The 23738-nt window shown below is 61.4% G+C and carries 23 protein-coding genes; 13 read left to right on the plus strand and 10 right to left on the minus strand.

Going from position 1 to position 23738, the window contains the following annotated elements; translation table 11 throughout:
- Positions 1-1140 (plus strand): glycosyltransferase, encoded by a 1140-nt coding sequence (locus tag GJ700_RS26040; RefSeq protein ID WP_154379475.1) that lies wholly within the window; start codon positions 1-3, stop codon positions 1138-1140.
- Here GJ700_RS26040 and prsR read toward each other — a convergent pair.
- A complete protein-coding gene (gene prsR / locus GJ700_RS26045; protein ID WP_154379477.1) occupies positions 1137-2483 on the minus strand; it encodes a PEP-CTERM-box response regulator transcription factor in 1347 nt (448 codons plus the stop codon). The genes GJ700_RS26040 and prsR overlap by 4 nt on opposite strands.
- 199 nt (positions 2484-2682) lie before the next feature.
- On the opposite strand from prsR, the gene nadB reads away from it, so the two are divergent.
- Positions 2683-4296 (plus strand): L-aspartate oxidase, encoded by a 1614-nt coding sequence (nadB, locus tag GJ700_RS26050; protein ID WP_154379479.1) that lies wholly within the window; start codon positions 2683-2685, stop codon positions 4294-4296.
- Between the two features lie 13 nt (positions 4297-4309).
- Here the strand turns inward: nadB and GJ700_RS26055 are convergent, their stop codons facing one another.
- Positions 4310-5071: a substrate-binding periplasmic protein gene (locus GJ700_RS26055; RefSeq protein ID WP_229507249.1), complete on the minus strand. Its 762-nt coding sequence runs from the start codon at positions 5069-5071 to the stop codon at positions 4310-4312.
- A 132-nt stretch (positions 5072-5203) separates the two neighbouring features.
- A complete protein-coding gene (locus GJ700_RS26060; RefSeq protein WP_154379481.1) occupies positions 5204-7291 on the minus strand; it encodes a 3-hydroxyacyl-CoA dehydrogenase NAD-binding domain-containing protein in 2088 nt (695 codons plus the stop codon).
- Positions 7292-7401: 110 nt separating this feature from the next.
- On the opposite strand from GJ700_RS26060, the gene GJ700_RS26065 reads away from it, so the two are divergent.
- Entirely contained in the window at positions 7402-7929 is a 528-nt protein-coding gene (locus GJ700_RS26065) for a chemotaxis protein CheD (protein WP_154379483.1), read from the plus strand.
- An 8-nt stretch (positions 7930-7937) separates the two neighbouring features.
- Here the strand turns inward: GJ700_RS26065 and GJ700_RS26070 are convergent, their stop codons facing one another.
- From GJ700_RS26070 to GJ700_RS26095, 6 genes are all read right to left on the minus strand, one after another.
- Complete coding sequence (locus tag GJ700_RS26070; RefSeq protein ID WP_154379552.1) at positions 7938-8633, minus strand: ABC transporter ATP-binding protein; 696 nt, start codon at positions 8631-8633, stop codon at positions 7938-7940.
- On the minus strand, positions 8633-9400 hold the full coding sequence (locus GJ700_RS26075) for an ABC transporter ATP-binding protein (protein ID WP_154379485.1): 768 nt from the start codon (positions 9398-9400) through the stop codon (positions 8633-8635). The genes GJ700_RS26070 and GJ700_RS26075 overlap by 1 nt, the downstream gene beginning before the upstream one ends.
- Complete coding sequence (locus GJ700_RS26080) at positions 9397-10677, minus strand: branched-chain amino acid ABC transporter permease (RefSeq protein ID WP_154379487.1); 1281 nt, start codon at positions 10675-10677, stop codon at positions 9397-9399. The genes GJ700_RS26075 and GJ700_RS26080 overlap by 4 nt, the downstream gene beginning before the upstream one ends.
- Positions 10674-11612, minus strand: coding sequence for a branched-chain amino acid ABC transporter permease (locus GJ700_RS26085; RefSeq protein ID WP_154379489.1), 939 nt, complete (start codon positions 11610-11612; stop codon positions 10674-10676). The genes GJ700_RS26080 and GJ700_RS26085 overlap by 4 nt, the downstream gene beginning before the upstream one ends.
- A gap of 100 nt (positions 11613-11712) precedes the next feature.
- The gene (locus GJ700_RS26090; protein WP_154379491.1) at positions 11713-12948 is read right to left on the minus strand and encodes a branched-chain amino acid ABC transporter substrate-binding protein; all 1236 of its coding nucleotides are present in this window, start codon (positions 12946-12948) and stop codon (positions 11713-11715) included.
- Between the two features lie 63 nt (positions 12949-13011).
- Positions 13012-14652, minus strand: coding sequence for a 3-(methylthio)propionyl-CoA ligase (locus GJ700_RS26095; protein WP_154379493.1), 1641 nt, complete (start codon positions 14650-14652; stop codon positions 13012-13014).
- Between the two features lie 178 nt (positions 14653-14830).
- Between GJ700_RS26095 and GJ700_RS26100 the strand changes: the two genes are divergently transcribed.
- The 10 genes from GJ700_RS26100 (at position 14831) to GJ700_RS26145 (ending at position 22380) form a co-directional block, all read left to right on the plus strand.
- Positions 14831-16339 (plus strand): protein adenylyltransferase SelO, encoded by a 1509-nt coding sequence (locus GJ700_RS26100; protein ID WP_443094168.1) that lies wholly within the window; start codon positions 14831-14833, stop codon positions 16337-16339.
- 9 nt (positions 16340-16348) lie between these two features.
- Positions 16349-16750: a peptide-methionine (R)-S-oxide reductase MsrB gene (gene msrB / locus GJ700_RS26105; RefSeq protein ID WP_154379497.1), complete on the plus strand. Its 402-nt coding sequence runs from the start codon at positions 16349-16351 to the stop codon at positions 16748-16750.
- A 9-nt stretch (positions 16751-16759) separates the two neighbouring features.
- Complete coding sequence (locus GJ700_RS26110; RefSeq protein WP_154379499.1) at positions 16760-17395, plus strand: septation protein A; 636 nt, start codon at positions 16760-16762, stop codon at positions 17393-17395.
- Positions 17395-17676, plus strand: a complete 282-nt coding sequence (locus GJ700_RS26115; RefSeq protein ID WP_229507251.1) for a BolA family protein — start codon at positions 17395-17397, stop codon at positions 17674-17676. The genes GJ700_RS26110 and GJ700_RS26115 overlap by 1 nt, the downstream gene beginning before the upstream one ends.
- 92 nt (positions 17677-17768) lie before the next feature.
- A complete protein-coding gene (locus tag GJ700_RS26120; RefSeq protein WP_154379501.1) occupies positions 17769-18548 on the plus strand; it encodes a peptidylprolyl isomerase in 780 nt (259 codons plus the stop codon).
- An 81-nt stretch (positions 18549-18629) separates the two neighbouring features.
- On the plus strand, positions 18630-19397 hold the full coding sequence (locus GJ700_RS26125; RefSeq protein WP_229507252.1) for a peptidylprolyl isomerase: 768 nt from the start codon (positions 18630-18632) through the stop codon (positions 19395-19397).
- A gap of 127 nt (positions 19398-19524) precedes the next feature.
- Positions 19525-20190 carry a DNA alkylation repair protein gene (locus tag GJ700_RS26130; RefSeq protein ID WP_154379503.1) on the plus strand — a complete coding sequence of 222 codons (666 nt, stop codon included), beginning with the start codon at positions 19525-19527 and terminating at the stop codon, positions 20188-20190.
- 65 nt (positions 20191-20255) lie between these two features.
- Entirely contained in the window at positions 20256-21317 is a 1062-nt protein-coding gene (locus GJ700_RS26135) for an MORN repeat-containing protein (protein ID WP_195764018.1), read from the plus strand.
- Between the two features lie 73 nt (positions 21318-21390).
- On the plus strand, positions 21391-22170 hold the full coding sequence (locus GJ700_RS26140; protein ID WP_154379507.1) for a class II aldolase/adducin family protein: 780 nt from the start codon (positions 21391-21393) through the stop codon (positions 22168-22170).
- A gap of 24 nt (positions 22171-22194) precedes the next feature.
- Complete coding sequence (locus GJ700_RS26145; RefSeq protein WP_154379509.1) at positions 22195-22380, plus strand: 4-oxalocrotonate tautomerase; 186 nt, start codon at positions 22195-22197, stop codon at positions 22378-22380.
- Between the two features lie 48 nt (positions 22381-22428).
- On the opposite strand, the gene lplT is transcribed toward GJ700_RS26145, so the two are convergent.
- Positions 22429-23691, minus strand: a complete 1263-nt coding sequence (lplT, locus tag GJ700_RS26150) for a lysophospholipid transporter LplT (RefSeq protein WP_154379511.1) — start codon at positions 23689-23691, stop codon at positions 22429-22431.
- Between the last annotated feature and the right edge of the window lie 47 nt (positions 23692-23738).

Consider the following 23738-nt stretch of genomic DNA (forward strand, 5'->3'; position numbering starts at 1 on the left):
ATGGAAGTGCCGACCACGAACTTACTTGCCTGCCAGGCAGCCACAACCTGTCCACCGCTGGTGGTCCACATCACCGATGCCCTGGACACCGATGCGGAAGAAGGCCTGTTGAGTTTGCTTCATCAAATGCCGCCCGGCCGTTACCGCCACGTCGTCATTGGCTGGCGCCACGGCGCCATGTGGGAATTGCGCCATAGCGGCCATTTGGCCCAGGTGGTGCGCATGCCGCTGGCGGCAAGCCATGTCCCGTACGACTGCCGCCTGCCGGCCTTGCGGTTGTTCCGCCGGCTGAAGCAAATGCGTCCGGCGCTGATCCACACGCGCAGCGCGGCCCTGCAATGGCTGGCCGCGCTGGCCGGCGTTCCCGTGCGCTTGCACGACGCCAGCGCAGCCGGTTGCGCACCGCGCCGCCATGGGCTGCGCAGCTGGCTGGCGCGTCTGCTGACGCCGTCCGCCCAGCCCCGGCCCCATGCCGCCGTCGATTGCCTGCAATTCCATCCCCGGCTGGGCCCGCCGGCCGCATTGGGGCCGGCGGGCTATTTATGCGACGGCGCTTGCGTGATCGGCGCGGCCGGGCCCATGGATGGCGCACATGGCCACCTGCAACTGGTCGACGCTTTCCTGCATTTGCTGGCATTCCACGGTGCAACGGCGCCGCTGCGCCTGCTGATTATCGGCGACGGGCCGGAACGCATCGCCTGCAAAAAAAGGTTGGCCGACGCCGGCGCCGCGCACCTGGCCTGGCTGCCGGGGCAGCGGGACGACGTGGCGCGCCTGATGCGCGTGATGGACATCTTCGCCGCACCGGAGTGCACACCGGAGTCCGCTACCCATGTGCTGCAGGCAATGGCCAGCGGCTTGCCGGTGGTCGCTTGCCAGGGCGGCGCGCACAGTCACCTGGTGCAAACCGGCTGGACCGGCGCCCAGGTTCCGCAAGGCGACGCCACGATGCTGGCCGAAACGTTGTCCGATTATGTAAGGATTCCCGGCCTGGCGCGCCGCCACGGCTTGCGCGGCAGGCGCCAGGTATTGAGCCACCACAGCCTGGCAGCCGTGGCGGAGCACTACACGGCGCTGTATGACAGGCTGATTCCGCGCGAGGAAGGTCCCGGGACGGCGCCCGCCCCGGGAAATGCCTAACGGATGCCGTGATGGCTCATCAAATCGTATAGCGTGGGCCGGCTGATACCCAGCAATTCCGCCGCGCGCAAGACGTTGCCGTCGACCCGGCCCAGCGCTTTCACCATCACCCGGTATTCCGCCGCATCGCGCGCCAGCCGCAAGTTGACGTTGTCGTCAACCGCGCTGGAGGCGGCCGGCAATCCCAGGTCTTCCACCATGATCAGCGGCCCCTCCGCCATGATGACGGCGCGCCGCACGCAGTTTTCCAGTTCCCGCACATTGCCAGGCCACTGGTGCGCTTCGATGGCGGCCAGCGCTTGCGGGTGGAATTGCAGGTGGCGCCGCGCGCTGGCGCAGCAGCGGTTCTTGACGTGATGCGCCAGCAACAGCGCGTCGCCGCAACGTTCGCGCAGCGGCGGAATGGTCAGCACGATTTCGCTGAGGCGGTAATACAAATCTTCGCGGAACGCGCCCTGCTCGACCTGCGCCTTCAGGTTGCGGTGCGTGGCGCACAGCACGCGCACGTCGACAGGGATTTCCTGGCGCCCGCCCACCCGTTCGATGACCCGCTCCTGCAGAAAACGCAGCAATTTCCCCTGCAGCGCCATCGCCATGTCGCCGATCTCATCGAGGAAAAACGTACCGCCGTGCGCCAGTTCGATCTTGCCCTGGATTTGCCGTCCGGCGCCCGTGAACGCGCCCTTTTCATGGCCAAACAATTCGCTTTCCAGCAACTGCTCCGGAATGGCCGCGCAATTGATGGCGATGAAACCTTTGCGCTTGCGGGGACTGAGCCGGTGCAAGCCCCGCGCCAGCACTTCCTTGCCGCAACCGGACTCACCCAGCAGCATGACGCTGGCCGACGACGGCGCGACTTTTTCCACGTCGCGGCACAGCTTCAGCATGCCAGCGTCGCGCGAAATAATGCCGGCCAGCGGCGAATCCTGTTCGATCTGCACCATGCGCTTGTGTTCCAGTTGTACCGCGTGCAGGAAAAAAGCGCGCTCCACCATCAGTTGCAGCAATTCCAGTTCCACCGGCTTTTGCTGGAAATCATAGGCGCCCATGGCGATGGCTTTTAATACATTGGCGCGGTCCTGGTTGCCGGACAGGATAATGATCTTGGTATCCGGCGCCGCCGCCAGCATGTCGGCCAGCAGCGCCAGCCCCACTTGCGCACTGTCCGGCTTGGGCGGCAATCCCAGGTCCATGGTGACGACGGCCGGCTGGTGCCGCCGCACATGCGCCATTGCCTGTTCCGGATTGCCCGCCACCAAAACTTCGTATTCATCCAGGCCCCAGCGCAGCTGGCGCTGCAAACCCGGATCATCTTCCACTAAAAGCAGTTTTTTCCTGGCCATGACTTGCCTCCCGACGGTGGATGCACCACCTGCTGAAAGGTGGCTTAGCCATGATCGCGCCCGCTCCGTGGCGCAGTTTTGCGCCGCCGCAAACCCACCGGCGGCAAGCCGTGCACCAGCGCAAAATGACCGCTTCATGACAGGGAAGCGGCAAATCGTCTATAGTCTTACTTCTCTCGAGCAAACTTGACGATTCATAATGAAATTCGATGTCGCTATCGTTGGCAGCGGCCTGGCCGGCTTGTCGGTGGCCTTGCACCTGGCGGAAACCCGCAAAGTCGCAATCATTTCCAAACGTAAATTACTGGATGGCGCCAGCAATTGGGCGCAAGGCGGCATTGCCGCCGTGCTCGACTCCGGCGACAGCCACGACCAGCACATCGCCGATACGCTGGTCGCCGGCGGCGGCCTGTGCGACGAAGCGGCCACCCGTTTTATCGTGGAAAACGGCCGCGCCGCCATCGAATGGCTGATCGAACAGGGCGTCCCCTTCACCCGCGACGACAGTGCGGAGTTGGGTTTCCACCTGACCCGCGAAGGCGGCCACAGCCAGCGGCGCATCATCCATGCGGCGGACGCCACCGGCCATGCCGTGCAAGTGACCCTGGAGCAGAAAGTACGGGCGCACCCGAACATCAGCCTGTTCGAACACCATTGCGCCATCGACCTGATCACATCGGACAAGCTGGGACCGAAATCCGCGCCGCACAGTTCGCAACCGCACTGCCACGGTTTATACGTGCAGGACGTTAACTCCGGCACCGTGCACACGGTCGCGGCGGAACACACGGTAATGGCAACGGGCGGCGCGGGCAAGGTCTACCTGTACACCACCAACCCGGACACGGCCAGCGGCGACGGCATCGCCATGGCGTGGCGCGCCGGCTGCCGGGTGGCGAACATGGAATTCATCCAGTTCCACCCGACCTGCCTGTACCACCCGTACGCGAAATCGTTCCTCATCACGGAAGCCATCCGTGGCGAAGGCGGTTTGCTGAAATTGCCGCCGGAAGCGGGCGCCGCCGCCGGCAGCCGCTTCATGCTGGCGCACGACGAACGCGCCGAACTGGCGCCGCGCGACGTGGTGGCCCGCGCCATCGACTTCGAAATCAAGAAGCGCGGCCTCGATTACGTCCACCTCGACATCAGCCACAAGCCGGCCGACTGGCTGAAGGAACACTTCCCCACGATCTATGCGCGCTGCCTGGAACTGGGCATCGACATCACGAAAGAACCGATCCCGATCGTGCCGGCCGCGCACTATACGTGCGGCGGCATCGTCACCGACCTGTCGGGCCGCACCGACTTGCCGGGCCTGTATGCGGTCGGCGAAACCGCCTACACGGGATTGCACGGCGCCAACCGCCTGGCCTCGAATTCGCTGCTCGAATGCGTGGTGATCGGCCGCGCCTGCGCGCACGATATCGAAGCCAAGGAGCGCAACGGCACGCCGTACCTGCCGGACTGGGATGAAAGCCGCGTCACGGATGCGGACGAGGAAGTGGTGATTTCCCATAACTGGGATGAATTGCGCCGCTCGATGTGGAATTACGTGGGCATCGTGCGTACCACGAAACGCCTGGAACGGGCGCAGCACCGCATCGCGCTGCTGAAGGAAGAGATCGACGAGTATTACCGCAATTTCCGCATCACCAGTGACTTGCTGGAATTGCGCAACCTGGTCGACGTCGCCAGCCTGATTGTCAACAGTGCGTTGCAGCGGCGGGAAAGCCGCGGGCTGCATTTCAGCCGCGATTATCCGGAAACCCTGCCGAAAGCGCTGCCCAGCGTACTGACGCCGGCGCGGCGCTGATCCCGGGTGGCGACTACGGCACGATGACTTCGTGCCGCTGTCCCAGCTTTTTCAATTCCCCGCTGTCCACCATGCGCTGGAACGCCGCATCGAAATCCCGCCGCAAGGTGTCGAACGACGTATCGCGCGGGAAGGCGAAATAGCCTTCCTGCACATCGATCACCTTGGGCAGCATGACGATCTGGCCAACCAGCCCGAGCCGGCCCAGCACGGGCTCCGTATTGCGGCGGTTGCTGGCAAATAAATTCACGTGCTGGTGCACCAGCATTTTCAGGCCGCTGTCGACGCTGTTGGCGACACTGAGCCGCAACTGCGGGCGGGCCTGGTCGAACGCCGCGCCATACGCCCAACCATTGAGCACGACGATGCGCTGGTCGCCCAGGGCGCCGAAATCGCCATTCCAGCTGGCGTTGGCATCGTTACGCGCATAAAACACCATCTGGTCCTGATAAAAGGCCAGTTTGGAAAATGCCATGGTTTGTTGCCGTTCGGCGGTTTTATACGGACCGACCAGGATGTCGGCCTTGCCCTGCGCAATCAGGGCCTGGGCGCGGGCCCACGGATACAGTTCGAAGCGCACCGTATGGCCCATGCGCTGGGCCAGGATACGCACGATTTCAGGACCCAGTCCGATGATTTCGCCTTCCTGCCCCCGTTCGAACACCCGCTCGAAATGCGCGCCGATGGCCACTAATTCACGGGCCGAGGCCGGCTGCATGGCGCCGGTGGCGCCGATCAACATGGTCGCTGCAAAGATTGCGGCACGCTTGCCCATAGTAGCCTCCCTGTTGCCCCATCATAACACCGGGGCACGGCAAGGCAACCACGGCGTGGTATGGCCGCCGCAGGCGGACACGCGTACGCACCCGCCTGCCGGCGCCAGGATGGCGCCGAAGCAACAGCTGTATCAGCCGTTAAAACCTTTGCCCTCGGCCGCCAGTTTCACCAGCAAGGGCGCCGGTTTCCACGCGTCGCCATGGCGTCCACGCGCCATGCGCTCCATCGCGCCCAGCACGTTCGGCAAGCCCACCGTGTCGGCGTAGAACATCGGACCGCCCCGGTGCAGCGGGAAGCCATAGCCGGTCAGGTACACCATGTCGATGTCGGATGCGCGCAGCGCAATGCCTTCTTCCAGGATATGCGCACCTTCGTTGACCAGCGCATACACCAGGCGCTCGACGATTTCCTGGTCGCTGATCTTGCGGCGTTCGATGCCAAGGTCGGCCGAATGCTGGACGATCATGGCGTTGACGGCCTCGTTCGGGTACGCCTTGCGGTCGCCTGCCTTGTAGTCGTACCAGCCGCCGCCGGTTTTCTGGCCGAAGCGGCCCATTTCGCACAGCAGGTCGGCGGTTTTCGAATACGTGATTTCCGGCGATTCCACGTAGCGGCGCTTGCGGATGTACCAGCCGATATCGTTGCCCGCCAAATCGCCCATGCGGAACGGCCCCATGGCAAAGCCGAATTTCTCGACAGCCTTGTCGACCTGTTCCGGCAAGCAACCTTCTTCCAGCAGGAAGCCGGCCTGGCGGCTGTATTGCTCGATCATGCGGTTGCCGATGAAGCCGTCGCACACGCCGGACACGACACCGGTCTTTTTCAGTTTTTTCGACAGCGCCAGCGCCGTCGCCAGCACATCCTTGCCGGTTTTCGCGCCGCGCACGATTTCCAGCAATTTCATGACGTTGGCCGGGCTGAAGAAGTGCGTGCCGATCACGTCCTGCGGGCGGCTGGTGAACGCGGCGATCTTGTCCACGTCCAGGGTCGACGTGTTCGACGCCAGGATCGCGCCCTGCTTCATGACTTCATCGAGCTTCTTGAACACGGTTTCCTTGACGCCCATGTCTTCGAACACGGCTTCGACCACGATATCCGCGTCGGCAATCGCGGCATAGTCCAGTGCGCCGGTGATCAGCGCCACGCGCTGCTCGAATTTCTGCTGCGTCAGTTTGCCCTTCTTCAGCGTGTTTTCATAATTCTTGCGGATCGTGGCCAGGCCCTTGTCCAGCGCTTCCTGCTTCATTTCCACGATGGTTACGGGAATGCCGGCATTGGCGAAGTTCATGGCAATGCCGCCGCCCATGGTGCCGGCGCCGATCACGGCCGCCTTGTTGATCGTGCGCACCGGCGTATCGGCCGCCAGGTCCGGCACCTTGCTGGTCATGCGCTCGCTGAAGAACGCATGGCGCAGCGCTTTCGATTCCGTGGTCTGCATCAGCGCAATGAAACGGTCCCGTTCAAAGGCCAGGCCGTCCTCGAATTTCTTCGTGATCGACGCCGCCACGGTTTCCACGCACTCCAGTGGCGCCGGGAACGGGCCGGACATGGCTTTCACGGTATTGCGCGAGAATTGCAGGAACGCTTCATGGTTCGGGTAATCGACTTTGCGGTCGCGCACTTTCGGCAGCGGGCGCACGTCGGCCACGCTGTTGGCAAACGCAATGGCTTTCTCCAGCACGTTGTCGTCCGCGCCAAACACGGCGTCGAACAGCCCGGTGCCGGCGAGTTTTTCCGACATCACGGGCGCGCCCGACACGATCATGTTCAGCGCCGGTTCCAGTCCCAGCACGCGCGGCAGGCGCTGCGTACCGCCGGCGCCCGGCAACAGGCCCAGTTTGACTTCCGGCAGCGCGATTTGCGCGCCTGGCGTGGCCACGCGGTAATTGCAGCCCAGCGCCAGCTCCAGGCCGCCGCCCATGGCCACGCTGTGGATCGCCGCCACTACGGGCTTGGTCGAGTCTTCGACCGTGCGGATCAGCGAGTGCAGCGATGGCTCGGCCAGCGCCTTTGGCGAATTGAATTCGCGGATATCGGCGCCGCCGGAAAATGCCTTGCCGGCGCCCGTGATGACGATGGCCTTGACGGCGTCATCGGCCAGCGCGCGGCGCATGCCTTGCACGGCGGCCGTGCGGGTTTCCAGTCCCAGCCCATTGACCGGAGGGTTGTTCAGCGTAATGACGGCTACGGTGCCGTGCACGTGGTAATCGGCGCTCATGTCTCTTCCTTATTGTGTGAACAAGTCGGTAAAACCTCACTATAACGCAAAAACGAACGGTCGTATTATTTTTTTCCAAGCCGTGCTGTGGTACTGTGGAACAGGGCTACATGAAGGGAGCACAACGCATGGCGGAAAACACGATCATACGGCACGTCAACATGGGGAAACTGCTGACCGGCAGGGGTAATCAGCGCCTGGTTGCCGTACTGGGATCGTGCGTAGGCCTGGCTTTCCTGTGGCCCAATGGCCAGCGTTGCGCGCTGGCCCATTGCGTGCTGCCGCATGCCCCGCCGGAAGAAGGCGGCATGGGCGCACGCTATGTCACGCAAGCCGTGCCATCGATGCTGACCGCCATGGGCGTGACGGCGGCCGAGCGGACGGAAATCGACGTGGTGCTGGCCGGCGGCGCCAGCATGTTCGGCCCCGGCAGCGCCCTGCTGCAGGTCGGCCGGCAAAACATCGTGGCCGCCCTGTCGACGTTGCAGCAATTCGGCCTGCGCGTGGCGTGCAGCGACCTGGGCGGCTATGGCGGGCGCCAGTTGATCGTCGATTGCAGTTCGTACACCTGCTTCGTGCGCCCCATCATCGCTCCCGCGTCGGAAGCGCCCGTGCCGCCCCAGTTGCTGCGGCGCTGAACCGCTCATCACACTTCCAGCCATTCCTTGCGCACGGACGCATCGCTGCGCAACTGGTTCGGCGTACCCTCGAACACGATGGCGCCGTGCCCCATCACGTAAACGCGCTGGGCGATATCGAGCGCAATCGCCAGTTTTTGTTCCACCAGCAGCACGGAAATACCTTTATTGCGCAGCGCTTGCAGGTAATCGGCCACCAGCGCCACGATTTTCGGCGCCAGCCCTTCCGTCGGCTCATCGATCATGATCAGGTCGGGGTCCCCCATCAGCGTGCGGCACAAGGTCAGCATCTGCTGTTCGCCGCCGGACAGCACGCCGGCCGGCACGTTGCGCCGCTCCTGCAAGCGGGGGAACATGCGGTACATGTCCGCCAGGGCCCAGCGCGGCGAGCGCTGGCCGCTTTTCTCGCCCAGCAGCAGATTCTGCTCGACCGTCAGCGTGGGAAACACGTCGCGGCTCTCCGGCACGTAACCGAGCCCCTTGCGCGCCACCTGGTACGCTTTCAGTCCCAGCACTTCATCGCCCTGGAAACGGATGCTGCCGGCCGCCTGCACCTGCCCCATGGCCGCCTTCACCAATGTCGAACGCCCCGCGCCGTTGCGCCCCAATAAGCTGACGATCTCGCCCGGCTGGACATGCAGGTCGACACCGTGCAGCACGTGGCTCTTGCCGTAATAGGCATGCAATCCCCGGATCTCCAGCATCACGCGGCCTCCTCGTGGACGCCGCCCAGGTACGCGGCCTGCACGTCCGCGTTGCCGCGGATACGCTGCGGCGTATCGCAGGCAATGACTTCCCCGTACACGAGGACCGCGATGCGGTCCGCCAGTCCGAACACCACGCTCATATCGTGCTCCACCATTAACAGGGTCTTGCCGACCGTGACTTTGCGGATCAGCGCCACCGCCGCATCCGATTCCGATCGGCTCATGCCGGCCGTCGGCTCGTCCAATAAAATCACGTCCGCGCCGCCGGCAATCGTGATGCCGATTTCCAGCGCCCGCTGTTCCGCATACGTCAGTACCCCGGCCAGGGTATGGCGCTGGCGCTGCAAGCCGATCAGTTCCAGCACTTCCTCGGCCCGCTCATGGGCGTCGCGCAGGCCGGACAGCAGGCGCCAGAACGCATATTTATACCCCAGGTGCCACAGCACGGCGCAGCGCAGGTTTTCATAGACGGACAGGTTGGTGAACAGGTTGCTGATCTGGAAGCTGCGCGACAAACCGAGCCGGTTGACCTGGTAAGGTGTGCAACCGGCGATATCGCGCCCGTTCAGCAGGATGCCGCCCGACGTCGGTGCAAAACGGCCGGAAATCAGGTTGAACAGCGTGGACTTGCCCGCCCCGTTCGGCCCGATCACGGCCAGCCGCTCGCCCGGCGCCACCTGCAATTGCGCGCCGCGGATGATTTCCGTATTGCCAAAGCGCTTGCGCACGTCGCGCAATTCCAGCGCATAGTGTCGGTCTTTCATACACCCCTCCGTATCCGGTCAGCAATTTGCGCGCCCGCCGCGTCCCACGCCCGCGTGAACGCCGGCCGCATCAGGCGCCAGCCAATGATGCCTGCCACCAGCAAGGCGCCGGCCACCAGCCATGGTCCCGCGCTGTGCGTATCGACCAGCACGCCGAACAGTTTTTTCTCCGTCCCGTTGATGGCTTCCTGCGTCGCGTGATACGCCAGCTCGATCGCCATCACCAGTCCCGCCACGCCCACCAGCACGGCCAGCATGATGCTCGCCAGCGGCGCGGCGATGCGGCCGAACTGGCCGAACTTCGCCACCCGCAGCAACAGCATCAGCAGCGAACCCAGTCCGCCCGGCGCAAAACGCACCAGCACCACGAAGAACAGGCCCAGATACAGTTGCCATGCCGCCGTATAGTCCGGCAACAGCACGGAAAACAGGATGCCCACCACGCCGCCCAGCAGCGGGCCGAAGAAGAAGCCGATGCCGCCAATGAACGTGAACAGCAGGATGCTGCCGGAGCGGATCGCGCTGACGTTTTCCGCACTGACGATTTCAAAATTGATGGCCGACAGCCCGCCCGACACGCCGGCCACGAACGACGACAGGATCACGACCAGGTAGCGCACCCAGCGCGAATCGTAGCCGATGAATTCCACCCGTTCCGGGTTGTCGCGCACGGCGTTGATGATGCGTCCCAGCGGCGTGTGCGTGTAGGCATAGGCCAGCACCGTGCACGCAAACAGCCAGCCCGCGATCAGGTAATACACTTGCACCTGCGGCCCGTAGCTGATGCCCAGCACCTGGCCGCCATACACGCGGTTGGTGGTCACGCCACCCTCGCCGCCAAAGAAGCCGGGGAACATCAGCGCACTGGCAAACACCAGCTCCACCAGCCCCAGCGTGATCATGGCAAACGTGGTGCCGGCCTTGCGCGTCGTGACGTAACCGAACAGCACGCCAAAGCCCATGCCGGCGGCGCCGCCCACCAGCGGAATCACGGTGACCGGCACGCTGGCCTGGTTCATCGCATGGGCGGCGAAGAACGCGCCCAGGCCGGAATACACGGCGTGGCCGAACGACAACATGCCGCCCTGGCCCAGCAACATGTTGTAGGACAGGCCGAACAGCATGACCGTCCCCATTTGCGACAGCATGGTCAACCCGCTGCCCTTGTTGAAGATCATCGGCGCGGCCAGCAACACCAGCGCATAGGCGCTCCACAGCAGCCAGCGGCCCAGGTTCAGCGGCGCATAGCGCAGCGTTTTGACAGTCGGTGCGTTCATTCGCGTGTCCCCAATAAACCTTTCGGCCGGAAAATCAGCATCAGGACCAGCAGCAGGTACGGCAGGATCGCCGCGGTCTGGGCGATCGTGATCTTCAGCAAGGCATGGTCCGGTGCGATGAACGCCACACCCAGCGCCGCCAGCAAGCCGCCCAGCGTATGGTCCAGCGCGACAGCCGCCGTCTGCATCACGCCGATCAGCAGCGAGGCGATGAACGCCCCCGCCAGTGAACCCATGCCGCCCACCACGACGACAACAAAGATGATGCTGCCGACGGTGGCCGCCATCGCCGGCTCGGTGACGAACATCTGCCCGCCAATCACGCCGGCCAGCCCGGCCAGCGCACTGCCGCCGCCAAACACCCACATGAAGATGCGGGGAACGTTATGCCCCAGCGCTTCAGCCGCGTCCGGATGCGTCAGCGCCGCCTGGATCACGAGGCCGATGCGGGTGCGCGTCAACAGCAGCCAGGTGCCGGCCAGCATGGCCAGCGCCACCGCCATCATGAAGGCGCGGTATTTCGGGAAGCTGGTGGAAAACAGCGTAAACAGCGGGCCGTCCAGCGCGGCCGGCAGCGGGTAGCGCACGGCCGTGCGTCCCCACACCAGCTGCACCAGTTCCACCGCCAGGTAAGACAGGCCGAACGTGAACAGCAATTCCGGGATGTGGCCGTATTTGTGCAGCGGCCGCAGGCCGTAGCGTTCGACCAGCGCGCCCAGCATGCCGACGGCCAGTGGCGCCAGCACCAGCGCCGGCCAGAAACCGATGCGGCTGGCGATGGTGTAGGCGATGTAGGCGCCCAGCATGTAAAAGCTGGCGTGGGCAAAGTTCAGTACGCCCATCATGCTGAAGATCAGCGTCAGGCCGGACGACAGCATGAACAGCAGCAAGCCATAGCTGATGCCGTTCAACAGGGTGAAAAGAGTGAATTCCATGATTTCCGCAAGCGTCAAGGGGGACGCCGTTCCCGCGCGGGCGGGAACGGTGGTGCGGGCGGCGGACCGCCCAAACTGTCAAGGCACCGACTGGACGACGTCAGGCGCCCGGACGCTTCATCTGGCACGACGTCGGCTGGCCGGCCACATAGGCGTCGATCTTCTTGTCCATGCGCCAGCCATACCCGGTGTTTTCCTGGTCGTACTTGATGTCCTTGCCATTGGTCTTGGTCCATGTACCGATATACAGGTTTTGCTGCAACTGGTGGTCGGACTTCTGCATCATGACCTGTCCGTTGAGCGCGGGCGCTTTCATGCCTTCCAGCGCGAACGCGACTTTCACGGGGTCGGCGGTCTTTATGGTTTTCACCGCCTGGGACAGCATCAGGATGATGGCGTGGGTTTGCGCCGCGTAATAATCATCGTTGTACTTGGCTTTGAACGCTTCCACCACGTCCTTGCCATTGAACGTTTCGTTGTTCGCCATCCAGTTGCCGATGATCTTGGTGCGCTCGGCGCCGGCCGCGCCCATGGCGCTCGGCACGCCCGTCGTGATGCCGTAATACGTATAGAAATTCGCCTTCAGATCCGCATCCTTGGCGGCGCGGATCAACAGCGCCAGGTCGGCGCCCCAGTTGCCGGTAATGACGCTGTCTGCGCCCGACGCCTTGATTTTCGCGATATACGGCGAAAAATCCTTGACCTGCCCAATCGGATGCAGATCGTCGCCGGCGATTTTCACGTCGGGACGCTTGCGGGCCAGGTATTCCTTGGCGGCACGGCTGACGGCGCGGCCGAACGCATAATCCTGGCCGATGATGTAGACCGACTTGATGTTTTTGTCCGGCGCCATGTAGCTGGTCAGCGCTTCCATTTTCATGTCGGAGTTCGCATCGAAGCGGAAGTGCCAGAAGCTGCACTTGGCGTTGGTCATGTCCGGGTCGACCGCCGCGTAATTGAGGTAGACGATTTCCTTGCCGGGGTTGCGCTCGTTGTGCTTGTTGATGGCGTCCAGCAGCGCCAGCCCGACGCCGGAGCCATTGCCCTGCGTGATATAGCGGTAACCCTGGTCGATCACGGTTTTCAGCTGGGTCAGCGATTCCTGCGGGCTGGCCTTGTTATCGAAGCCCACCACTTCGATGGTGTTGCCTTCGCCGGCCCATTTGCCCTTGCTGGCCATGTCGGCGATCAGTTGGAAGCTTTTCAGCTGGTTTTGCCCGACCGGCGCGAACGGGCCGGACAGCGGGTCGATAAAGGCGATTTTCACGTGTTCCGCACTGGCGGCGGCGCTGAACAAAGCGAGGCTGGCTGCAACTGCTAAGGTGCTGCGTTTCATGTCTCCTCCTGTTTTATTATGGCCGCCCCGGCGAGATTGCCGGCGCGGCTTACCGCGTATCGCTTACAACGTGGGCAGCTGGTGGTCCTTATAAATATCCCGCAGTTTGTTTTTCTGGACTTTACCGGTGCCGCCCAGCGGCAGCGCGTCGGTAAAGACCACGTCGTCCGGCAGCCACCATTTGGCGATCTTGCCTTCGTAGAACTTCAGCAATTCCTCGCGTGTCACCGCCATGCCGGGACGCGTCACCACCACCAGCAACGGCCGTTCATCCCATTTCGGGTGGTGCACGCCAATGCACGCGGCCTGCATCACGGCCGGATGCGAGACGGCGATATTTTCCAGGTCGATGGTGCCGATCCACTCGCCGCCCGACTTGATGACGTCCTTGCTGCGGTCGGTGATCTGCATGTAGCCGTCTTCATCGATGGTGGCCACGTCGCCGGTCGGGAACCAGCCATCGCGCAGCGGATCGCCGCCCTCGTCCTTGAAGTAGGCGCGGATGATCCACGGCCCCTTGACCAGCAAATGGCCGTACGACTTGCCATCCCACGGCAATTCCTTGCCATCGTCGTCGACGATTTTCATGTCGACGCCATACACGGCGTGGCCCTGCTTTTGCAGGATGCGGCGCTGTTCTTCCTCCGGCAACGCCAGGTGCTTCCCTTGCAGGATGCACGTGGTGCCCAGCGGCGACATTTCCGTCATGCCCCACGCGTGGATGACTTCCACGTTGAACTGGTCCATCAGCGTATTCATCATGGCGGGCGGACAAGCCGAACCACCGATCACCGTGCGGCGGAACGTGGAAAATTTCAAGCCGTTTTGCAGCGCGTGGTTGATCAGCCCCAGCCACACGGTCGGCACACCGGCCGAGAACGTGACTTGTTCCGATTCGAACAAGTCATACAGCGATTTGCCGTCCAGCGCGGCGCCGGGGAACACGAGTTTCGCGCCATTGAGCGGCACCGAATACGGCAAGCCCCACGCATTGACGTGGAACATCGGCACCACCGGCAGCACCGTGTCGCGCGCCGACACGTTCAGCGCCGACGGCATGGCCGACGCGTAGGCGTGCAGCACAGTGGAGCGGTGCGAATACAGCGCGCCTTTCGGGTTGCCCGTGGTACCGGACGTGTAGCACAGCGTGCACGCCGCGTTTTCATCGAATTGCGGCCACGTGTACTCGTCGCTGTGCGCATCGATCAAGTCTTCGTAGCTGCGCAAGTCCGGGATTTTTGTTTCGGCCGGCATGCGGTCGCGGTCGGCCATCAAGACATAGGTGCGGATGGTTTTGCAGTGCGGCGCAATCGCTTCCACCAGCGGCAAAAACGTCAGGTCGAACAGCAATACCTGGTCTTCCGCATGGTTGGTGATGTAGGCCACCTGTTCCGGATGCAAGCGGGGATTGATTGTGTGCAGCACGGCGCCGGAGCCGGACACCGCGTAATACGCTTCCAAATGACGGTAGCCGTTCCAGGCCAGCGTGGCGACCCGGTCGCCCATCGTGACGCCCAACCCTTGCAAGGCATTGGCCAGGCGCTTGGCGCGCCGGTGGCAATCGCGATAAGTGTAGCGGTGCAAGTCGCCTTCCACGCGGCGCGAGACAATTTCACTGTTGCTGAAATGCCGTGCCGCAAATTCGATAATGCCCGAGACCAACAAGGGCTGATTCATCATCTGTCCCATCAGGGGTGGCGCCATCTTGTCTCCTTATGATTTTTGTAAGGCCATTTTCGAACGCGCGTGCTATTTTCGTCAAACTTTTTTGATGCTGCACCGCACCAAAGTGGCCGGAATCAAACAGTGGTTACTGGTTGTAACAGCAATAGTAATCCCGCACGTGCCCCGCCTAGAATCCGCCTAAGCTAAAATCAGAGAAATCCTATCCGTTTTCTACACTGGAATCGCCATTAAACAACTACCCCTGCAGCATTCGTTCGCGAGCCTGCCTCCTGATTTTTATACCCGATTGATGCCGACGCCGTTACCGCAGCCTTACCTGGTTGCCGCGTCGGCCGACGCCGCCGCGCTGATCGGCCTCGACGAAGCCGCGCTGGCCGAACAAAGCGCCCTCGATATCCTGGCCGGCAATGCCATCCCCGACCAGGCGCAACCGCTGTCCGCCGTGTATTCCGGCCACCAGTTCGGCGTCTGGGCCGGGCAACTGGGCGACGGCCGCGCGATCTTGCTGGGCGAAGTGCCGACCTCCGCCGGCCCGATTGAATTGCAATTGAAAGGCGCGGGACTGACGCCCTATTCCCGCATGGGCGACGGCCGCGCCGTGCTGCGCTCGTCGATCCGCGAATTTTTGTGCTCGGAAGCCATGGCGGCGCTCGGCATTCCCACGTCGCGCGCGCTGGCCGTGGCCGGGTCCGACCAGGGCGTGGTACGTGAAACCATGGAAACGTCGGCCGTCGTGCTGCGCATGGCGCCCACGTTCATCCGTTTCGGCTCGTTTGAACACTGGTTTTACCGCAACCAGCCGGAGCAATTGAAAACCCTGGCCGATTACGTGATCGCCCGCTTTTACCCGGCCTTGCAGGACAGCGCCAACCCGTATGCGGCGCTGCTGGAAACCGTCACGCGCCGCACGGCGGAATTGATCGCGCACTGGCAAGCCGTGGGCTTCATGCATGGCGTGATGAACACGGACAATATGTCGATCCTGGGCGAGACCATCGATTACGGTCCGTTCGGCTTCATGGAAGCGTTCGACAGCAACCACATCTGCAACCACAGCGACCACCAGGGCCGTTATTCCTACGGCAACCAGCCGCAGATCGGCCACTGGAATTGCTACGCGCTGGGCCAGGCGCTGCTGCCGCTGATCGGCGACGTGGAAACCACGCAGGCGGCGCTGGATGTCTACCAGCCCGCGTTTGCCGCGAAAATCGATGCGCTGCTGCGCGCCAAACTGGGGCTCGCGACGGCGCAGGACGCCGACCGCGACTTGCTCGACGCCATGTTCGGCATGCTGCACGATAACCGCCCCGACTTCACGCTGTTCTTCCGCCGCCTGGGCAACCTGCAACTGGCCGCGGACACCAGCCTGGAAGGCAACGCCCATCCCGACGCCCCACTGCGCGATTTGTTCATCGACCGCGCCGCGTTCGATGCCTGGGCGCTGCGTTATCGTGCGCGCCTGCGGCAGGAGAACAGCATAGACTCGGTGCGCAAAGCCGCCATGGATGCGGTAAACCCGAAATACGTGCTGCGTAATTACCTGGCGCAAGTGGCCATTGAAAAAGCCCAGCAAAAAGACTTTACTGAAGTGGCGCGGTTGCTGACAGTTTTGCGGCGCCCGTACGACGAACAGCCGGAACATGAAGCCTATGCGGCGCTGCCGCCGGACTGGGCTTCCCGTCTCGAAGTCAGCTGCTCATCCTGAGGAATCACCATGAACGATAAAGTAGAGAAAACCGACGCCGAATGGCGCGCCATGCTGGACCCGATGCAGTACCAGGTCACCCGCCATGCGGCCACCGAACGCGCCTTCACGGGTCAATACTGGGACCACTACGCGCACGGTATTTATACCTGCGTATGCTGCGGCACACCGCTGTTCGCCTCCGACGCGAAGTTCGATTCCGGCTGTGGCTGGCCCAGCTATTTTGAGCCCCTGAATCCTGCCAATGTCATCGAAGTGGTGGACCGTTCCCATGGTATGCTGCGCACCGAAATCATTTGCGCCGTGTGCGACGCCCACCTCGGCCATGTTTTCCCGGACGGCCCGCCGCCGACCGGCTTGCGTTACTGCATCAATTCGGCGTCGCTGCGCTTTGATCCACAAGATGAATAAAGAAGTTTCATGAAAAAGATACTGTTCGATTTTTTCCCGCTGCTGGTATTTTTTGGCTGCTATAAATATGGCGGCATGCACGCCGACGCCACGGCGGCGCTGGTCAATGCCCACCTGTCCGGCGTGATGGCGGGCGGCACCGCCACGGCCGAACAGGCGCCGATGGTGCTGGCCACTATCGCGGGCATGCTGGCCAACGCGGGACAAATCGTTTATTTACTGGCACGCGGCCGCAAAGTCGACTTCATGCTGTGGCTGTCGCTGTTCTTCTTCGTCGTGTTTGGCGGCCTGACCATTTACTTCCATGACGAAATCTTTATCAAATGGAAGCCCACGCTGATTTACTGGTGCTTCGGTGTCGGCCTGCTGGGCGCGCGCTACCTGTTCAACCGCAATGCGATCCGCCAGACCATGGGCGCGCAACTGGAATTGCCGGACGACGTGTGGGAACGCCTGAACCTGATGTGGACCGCGTTCTTTATCAGCCTGGGTTTCATCAACCTGTTTGTCGCGTTTGTGCTGTTCAAGGGCGATACCCCGTCGTGGGTCAGCTTTAAGGCATTTGGCGCGACGGCGCTCACCTTTGTATTTATCGTGGGCCAGACTTTTTACCTCGCTAAATACATTAAGGATGAGGAAGCATAATGGAAACCCGTATTGATACGCGCATGGAGCGCATCGAACAGCGCTTGCGCGCCGCATTGGAACCTGTGGAAATGACGCTGGAAGATGAATCCGCATTGCACGCGGGCCATGCCGGCGCCGCTTCCGGTGGCGGCCATTACCAACTGCGCATCGTTTCTTCTAAATTTGAAGGTTTGAAACTCGTCATGCGACATCGTCTCGTGTATGATTCCGTGCACGATATGATGCGCGGAGAAATCCATGCATTGGCCATTACCGCATTGGCACCGTCAGAAGTATGAAACCATGCGGCGATTTGGATAGAACCGACATCTGCGATCACCTTTCCTCACCGCCGCTTTTTCAAGAACTTTACCCCTTAGGATTTGAAACAATGAATTTGAAGCCAGCCCGTTTGCTGATCGCACTTATCGCCGTGGTTGCGGCGCCTGCGTTTGCTCAAAATGTTGCGGTCGTCAATGGCAAAGCCATTCCGTCGTCGCGCCTGGAATCCATGGTCAAGCAAGTGGTCGCCCAAGGCCGTGACCAGGATTCGCCAAAACTGCGCGATGCGATCAAGAAGCAATTGATCGGCCAGGAAGTGCTGGTGCAGGAAGCCGCCAAGCAAGGCTACGACAAGAATGCCGAAGTCAAGGCAGCGCTGGAAGATGCCCGTCAGCAAATCCTCGTCAACGCGCTGGTGATGGACTACGTCAAGAAGCACCAGGTGACGGACGCTGAAATCAAGGCGGAATACGATGCCTTCGTCGCGCAGAACGGCGGCAAGCAATACCACCTGCGTCACATCGTGACGGAAACCGCGGCCGATGCGGACGCCGTGATCGCCAAGCTGAAAGGTGGCGCCAAGTTTGAAGACCTGGCAAAAACCTCGAAAGACACCGGCACCGCTGCCAACGGCGGCGACCTGGATTGGGTGAATCCTAAATCCGTACCGAAACAATTCGCTGACGCATTCGTCGGCCTGAATAAAGGCCAGGTCACGGAAAAAGCCGTGCAAACCCCGAATGGTTTCCACGTGATCAAAGTCGACGAAGTACGCGACGCCACCTTGCCATCGATGGAAGAACTGAAGCCACAAGTGGCTAACGAAGTGGCACGCAAGAAAGTTATGGCTTACCAGGATGAACTGGTAAAGAAAGCCAAAGTTCAGTAATTATCTGAGCCATTATAAAGGCGCCCCGCGGGGCGCTTTTATATTGCCGCTTGTATTGAAGATTGAATAGTGAGACACATAATGAACCGTACCCTGATCGCCCTGCTGGCCATGGCCGCCGCCCCTGTCATGGCGCAAAACGTCGCCACCGTGAATGGCAAAGCCATCCCTAACGCGAAACTGGAAGCCGCCGTACAACAGTATTCGGCACAAAGCCGCCAGCCGGATTCGCCGGAATTGCGCGCCGCTATTAAAAAAGAATTGATCGCCCGCGAAGTATTGCTGCAGGAAGCCATGAAACAAGGCGTCGGCATGCGTCCGGAAGTGCAAGGCGAACTGGATAAAGCCCGCACGCAAATCATGGTTAACATGATGATGCGCGATTTCCTGAAGAAGAATGCCGTGACCGACGCGGAAATTCAAAAGGAATATGACACCGCCAAGGCATCGCAAGGCGGCAAGGAATACCGCGCCCGCCATATTCTGGTGGAAACCGAAAAAGAAGCCACCGACCTGATCGCCAAACTGAAAGCCGGCGGTAAATTTGAAGAACTGGTCAAAGGCACCAAGGATACCGGTTCCGCGGCAAATGGCGGCGACTTGGGTTGGTCCGCTCCTGGTTCGTATGTGCCGGAATTCTCGCAAGCCATGGTGGCATTGAAACCGGGTGAAATGACCCCTGCTCCGGTTAAGTCGCAATTCGGTTATCACATTATCCGTTTGGAAGAAGTGCGCGACGCCCAATTCCCGCCGCTGGAAGAAGTCAAAGACCAGGTTGCCGAAGCCGTCAAACAGCGCAAGCTGATTACCTTCCGCGATAACCTGATGAGCAAGGCTGTCGTGAAATAATTCTTCACACTGCAATATTAGAAAGCGCTTCTTCGGAAGCGCTTTTTTTTCGCCCTGCAATGACGCCGATTGGCAGCTCATACCACGAACCGGCATGATCACGCCATAATATGGCATAATTTACAGCATGGATCACTCTATCGTTGCCGCCGCGGCGGCTGAGCTGCGCGCCACCCTGCTGCCGCAGGCCGATGCTGGGCGCGCGTCCGCCATGCGCGCCTATATGCGCGACCGTTTTATATTCCTTGGCATTCCGACGCCGGCACGCCGCGCCGCCATTAAACCTGTGCTGAAAAACTTCAAGCAAGCGGAATGGTTATTGCCGCTGGCTCGTTCTTTATGGGCCATGCAGGAACGGGAATACCATTACGCGGCGCTGGATTTACTGGCCATGCATTACAAGCAATTGCGGGTGGCGGAGATTCCCGCCCTGATCCAATTGGCGCAGCAACATGCATGGTGGGATACGGTGGACGCCATGGCTGGCGTGATTGGCGATGTTTTACGTCACGGACACGATTATATGGACGACGCCATTGCCGATAATGATTTCTGGGTGCGCCGCATCGCCTTGCTGCACCAGTTGGGCTGGCGCGATAAAACCGATGCACAACGTTTATTTACTTATTGCACGGCGGTGGCCCATGAAAAGGAGTTCTTCATTCAAAAAGCCATCGGCTGGGCGTTGCGCGATTATGCGCGCCATGCGCCGGATGCCGTCAGGGCATTTACCGCGCAACATCGGAATATTCTGGCGCCGCTCAGCTATCGGGAAGCCAATAAACATCTATGACTATTCAACGGCACCGCACTGAACGCCGTACGCTATCATACATTTTTTCATTCAACGGAATAGCTATGCTCCGTGCATTGCCCATCGCATTGATTGCCTCGTGTTTCGTTAATTCCACTTGCGCGGAAACATTGTCGTCCTCGGAGCAATATATCGGCAAGCCTGATTGCCGGATTCTTAATCCACATCCGGTTGCGAATGAATCCGTCACCTGGAGTGGCGCCTGCAAGGACGGTTATGCGCACGGCAATGGCACGTTGCTTTGGCGTGTGAAAGATAAAGACGGTTCGAGTTATGAAGGCGGTTTACTCCGCGGGCGGCGACATGGTGAAGGAGTGGCACGGCATTCGGACGGTACAGTTTACCGAGGGAATTTTGCGAACGGAAATCTCCATGGCAATATCCGCATCGAGCGCGAAAATGAATTCGCGGTGGATGCGATATTCGAACGTGGACAAATCACCGCGCCCGTGTCGGCGGGATTTATTTCCGGGAACACCTATACGGGTAATTGGGGTGACAGCGGCCCTGACGGGCATGGGACGATGGTTTATGCCACAGGTGGCAGCTATACGGGCGAATGGCAGGATGGCCAGATGCACGGCAGTGGCACTGTCACCTACCCCAACGGCATAACACGCGCGGTGCGATTCGAGCGCGGCCTGCCTGCGGGGGCGCCTATCCAGCCGGAAAAACCACGTGGCCACCATTTGCAGGACCCGGCGTCCATGTACCGCTTCAATGCGATCGCGCGCGATTCGGCGGTCCCGTTTAACAAGGGTTATCTGGATCTGTCGCCGGAACACCAGCAAATCGTGCGCAGCCGGTTCGCTATCCTGCAAAGTGATGACGCGCCACCCTATCCAGTCAAAGGAACGGCTGAAATGTTCAAGATCATTTCCGCCGCCCACGCGAAGTTGCATAGTGAAGGGATCTTGTCGCTGGACGTCCTGGTGGATGAACACGGTGCGCCGCAGTCCGTGGCGATACGGCGTACGCCGGATTTGAACATTGCCGAATTCGTCGGCAAGATATTATTGTTGAGTAAATATACGCCGGCCCGTTGCGCTGACCAGCCTTGCGCCATGCGCTTCCCGCTTTCCCTGAATTTGCTGCCGCCCGAGTGACCAGCCCGGATGGCAATAATGTTCATGCGGGCCACGATATAACGTGCGCCATGCCGGCTGCTAATCTGGCGTCATGGACAGACTCTCGACACCCGGCCAGGCGGCCCTGGCCCGCTCCGCCATCACCACTCCCGCCGAATGGCAAACCCGCGTCGACCTCGCCGCGTGCTATCAGTTATGCGCGCTGTACGGCTGGGATGACGGTATTTATACGCATATCTCGGCCGCGGTGCCCGGCGAACCGGGCCACTACCTGATCAACCCGTTCGGCATGCGCTTCAATGAAGTCAAGGCGTCGAACCTCGTCAAGGTGGACAGCGACGGCCAGATCGTCGGCCCGTCGCAATACACGGTCAACCAATCCGGTTTCCGCCTGCACGCCGCCGTGCACAAGGCGCGCCCGGACGTGGCCTGCGTGATGCACCTGCATAACCTGTCCGGCATTGCCGTCGGCGTGCAGGAAACCGGCTTGCAGCCGCTGTCGCCGTACGCGCTGCGCTTTTACGGCGAACTGGCGTACCACGATTACGAAGGCATCGCCATGACGGAAGACGAACAGCAGCGCCTGACGCAAAACCTCGGCAACCGCCATGCGATGTTGCTGCGCAATCACGGCAGCCTGACTGCCGGCCGCACCATTGCCGAAGCCTTCGTGCTGATGGAGACGCTGGACCGCGCGTGCGACGTGCAACTGCGCGCCCAGGCGGCCGTGGTGCCGCTGCGCCAGCCATCGGAAGCCGTGTGCCTGAAAGCCCATCTGCAACTGGTGGGCGACGGTTCGCCCGAAGGCGCGCTGGAATGGCCATCGCTGCTGCGCCGCCTGGATGCCGCCAGCCCCCAATATCGCACTTGATCATCGAATATTCAGGAGAAAAACATGCCAACCATCAACGTTCAACTGTTCGAAGGCCGCACGCCGGAGCAAAAGCGCGAATTCGTCAAGGCCATCACGGAAGCCACCGTGAAAACCCTGGGTTCCACGCCGGAATCCGTCGACGTGCTGATCCATGAAGTCAAGCGCGAGCACTGGGCCACCGGCGGCAAGCTGTGGTCTGACCAGTAAATCCAATCCCACACATAAAGAAGCCGGCCTGTGCGCCGGCTTCTTGCTTTAGTGCCCGCCTTCGCCGATCAGCGCCACCGCATCGAACTGGCGCTGGTTGGCCGCATGGCGCAACGTAATCAGCACCATGATGCCGGCCACGAACAGCCCGAACAGCACGATGATCACATCCAGGTCGAGGTTCAGGCTCAGCATCAGCGCATACATGGCCAGCATGGCGAGGATAGAAATATTTTCATTGAAGTTCTGTACCGCGATCGAACTGCCCGCGCTCATCAGCACGTGGCCGCGGTGCTGCAACAGCGCATTCATCGGCACCACAAAGAAACCGGACAGCGCGCCGATCAGGATCAGCAGCGGATACGCCAGCGACACGCTCTGCACCCACGGCATCACCATGACGATCAAGCCCATCGCGATACCGAACGGGAGCACCTTCAACGTATCCTTCAGCCGCACCATGCGCGCCGACAGCACGGCGCCGGCCGCCATGCCGATGGCGACAATCCCCACCAGCCGCGTGGCGCGGTCGTAGGGCATGTGCAGCGACTTTTCCGCCCACTTCAGCACGATGAATTGCAGGGTCGCGCCGGCGCCCCAGAACAGCGTCGTCACGGCCAGCGACACCTGGCCCAGCTTGTCGCGCCACAGGATACGCACGCTGCTGTTGAAATCCGCCAGCAAGCGCAGCGGGTTGAGCGCCTGGCGGCTGTAGCGGGCGCCCGTGTCGGGAATAAACAGGTTGAACAGCGCCGCGGCGATATACAGGCAAGCCGTGACGCACAGCGCCGCTTCCGATGCGGTATCGATGCCGGTTTGCCACAGCGGGAGATCCAGCCCCAGCAGCAAATCCGCCGCGCGCTGGCTGACCAGCCAGCCGCCCATCACCGTGCCGAGGATAATCGACATCACGGTCAAGCCTTCGATCCAGCCATTGGCCGGCACCAACTGTTCCGCCGGCAGCAATTCCGTCAGGATGCCGTATTTCGCGGGCGAATACACGGCCGCGCCAAAGCCCACCACCGCGTACGCCAGCACCGGATAGGCGCCGCAAAACAGCAGCCCGCAGCCGGAAATCTTGATCAGGTTCGCGATGAACATCACGCGGCCCTTCGGCATGGCGTCGGAAAACGCGCCGACAAACGCGGCCAGCACGATGTAAAACAGGACGAACGATTGCTTCAGCATGGGCGACATGTACGCCGGGCTGTTCAGCCGGGTCAGCATGTCGATCGCGACAAACAGCAGTGCATTGTCGGCCAGCGACGAAAAGAACTGCGCCGCCATGATGGTATAAAAGCCACGATTCATTGGTATTTCGCAAAGCCGAACAGGCGTGCTTTATACCATGAATGCAT

Origin of the sequence: Pseudoduganella rivuli (genome assembly GCF_009674485.1) — a bacterium.
Classification (GTDB): domain Bacteria; phylum Pseudomonadota; class Gammaproteobacteria; order Burkholderiales; family Burkholderiaceae_D; genus Rugamonas; species Rugamonas rivuli_B.

Bases quoted from the DNA above. Each gene is read 5' to 3' on its own strand.
- GJ700_RS26055 (WP_229507249.1), bottom strand. From the start codon at position 5,071: ATGGGCAAGCGTGCCGCAATCTTTGCAGCGACCATGTTGATCGGCGCC.
- GJ700_RS26080 (WP_154379487.1), bottom strand. From the start codon at position 10,677: ATGAACGCACCGACTGTCAAAACGCTGCGCTATGCGCCGCTGAACCTG.
- GJ700_RS26065 (WP_154379483.1), top strand. From the start codon at position 7,402: ATGAAGGGAGCACAACGCATGGCGGAAAACACGATCATACGGCACGTC.
- GJ700_RS26085 (WP_154379489.1), bottom strand. From the start codon at position 11,612: ATGGAATTCACTCTTTTCACCCTGTTGAACGGCATCAGCTATGGCTTG.
- msrB (WP_154379497.1), top strand. From the start codon at position 16,349: ATGAACGATAAAGTAGAGAAAACCGACGCCGAATGGCGCGCCATGCTG.
- GJ700_RS26140 (WP_154379507.1), top strand. From the start codon at position 21,391: ATGGACAGACTCTCGACACCCGGCCAGGCGGCCCTGGCCCGCTCCGCC.
- nadB (WP_154379479.1), top strand. From the start codon at position 2,683: ATGAAATTCGATGTCGCTATCGTTGGCAGCGGCCTGGCCGGCTTGTCG.
- GJ700_RS26130 (WP_154379503.1), top strand. From the start codon at position 19,525: ATGGATCACTCTATCGTTGCCGCCGCGGCGGCTGAGCTGCGCGCCACC.
- GJ700_RS26070 (WP_154379552.1), bottom strand. From the start codon at position 8,633: ATGCTGGAGATCCGGGGATTGCATGCCTATTACGGCAAGAGCCACGTG.
- prsR (WP_154379477.1), bottom strand. From the start codon at position 2,483: ATGGCCAGGAAAAAACTGCTTTTAGTGGAAGATGATCCGGGTTTGCAG.
- GJ700_RS26120 (WP_154379501.1), top strand. From the start codon at position 17,769: ATGAATTTGAAGCCAGCCCGTTTGCTGATCGCACTTATCGCCGTGGTT.
- GJ700_RS26115 (WP_229507251.1), top strand. From the start codon at position 17,395: ATGGAAACCCGTATTGATACGCGCATGGAGCGCATCGAACAGCGCTTG.
- GJ700_RS26145 (WP_154379509.1), top strand. From the start codon at position 22,195: ATGCCAACCATCAACGTTCAACTGTTCGAAGGCCGCACGCCGGAGCAA.
- GJ700_RS26075 (WP_154379485.1), bottom strand. From the start codon at position 9,400: ATGAAAGACCGACACTATGCGCTGGAATTGCGCGACGTGCGCAAGCGC.
- GJ700_RS26125 (WP_229507252.1), top strand. From the start codon at position 18,630: ATGAACCGTACCCTGATCGCCCTGCTGGCCATGGCCGCCGCCCCTGTC.
- GJ700_RS26110 (WP_154379499.1), top strand. From the start codon at position 16,760: ATGAAAAAGATACTGTTCGATTTTTTCCCGCTGCTGGTATTTTTTGGC.
- GJ700_RS26040 (WP_154379475.1), top strand. From the start codon at position 1: ATGGAAGTGCCGACCACGAACTTACTTGCCTGCCAGGCAGCCACAACC.
- GJ700_RS26090 (WP_154379491.1), bottom strand. From the start codon at position 12,948: ATGAAACGCAGCACCTTAGCAGTTGCAGCCAGCCTCGCTTTGTTCAGC.
- GJ700_RS26060 (WP_154379481.1), bottom strand. From the start codon at position 7,291: ATGAGCGCCGATTACCACGTGCACGGCACCGTAGCCGTCATTACGCTG.
- GJ700_RS26095 (WP_154379493.1), bottom strand. From the start codon at position 14,652: ATGGCGCCACCCCTGATGGGACAGATGATGAATCAGCCCTTGTTGGTC.
- lplT (WP_154379511.1), bottom strand. From the start codon at position 23,691: ATGAATCGTGGCTTTTATACCATCATGGCGGCGCAGTTCTTTTCGTCG.
- GJ700_RS26135 (WP_195764018.1), top strand. From the start codon at position 20,256: ATGCTCCGTGCATTGCCCATCGCATTGATTGCCTCGTGTTTCGTTAAT.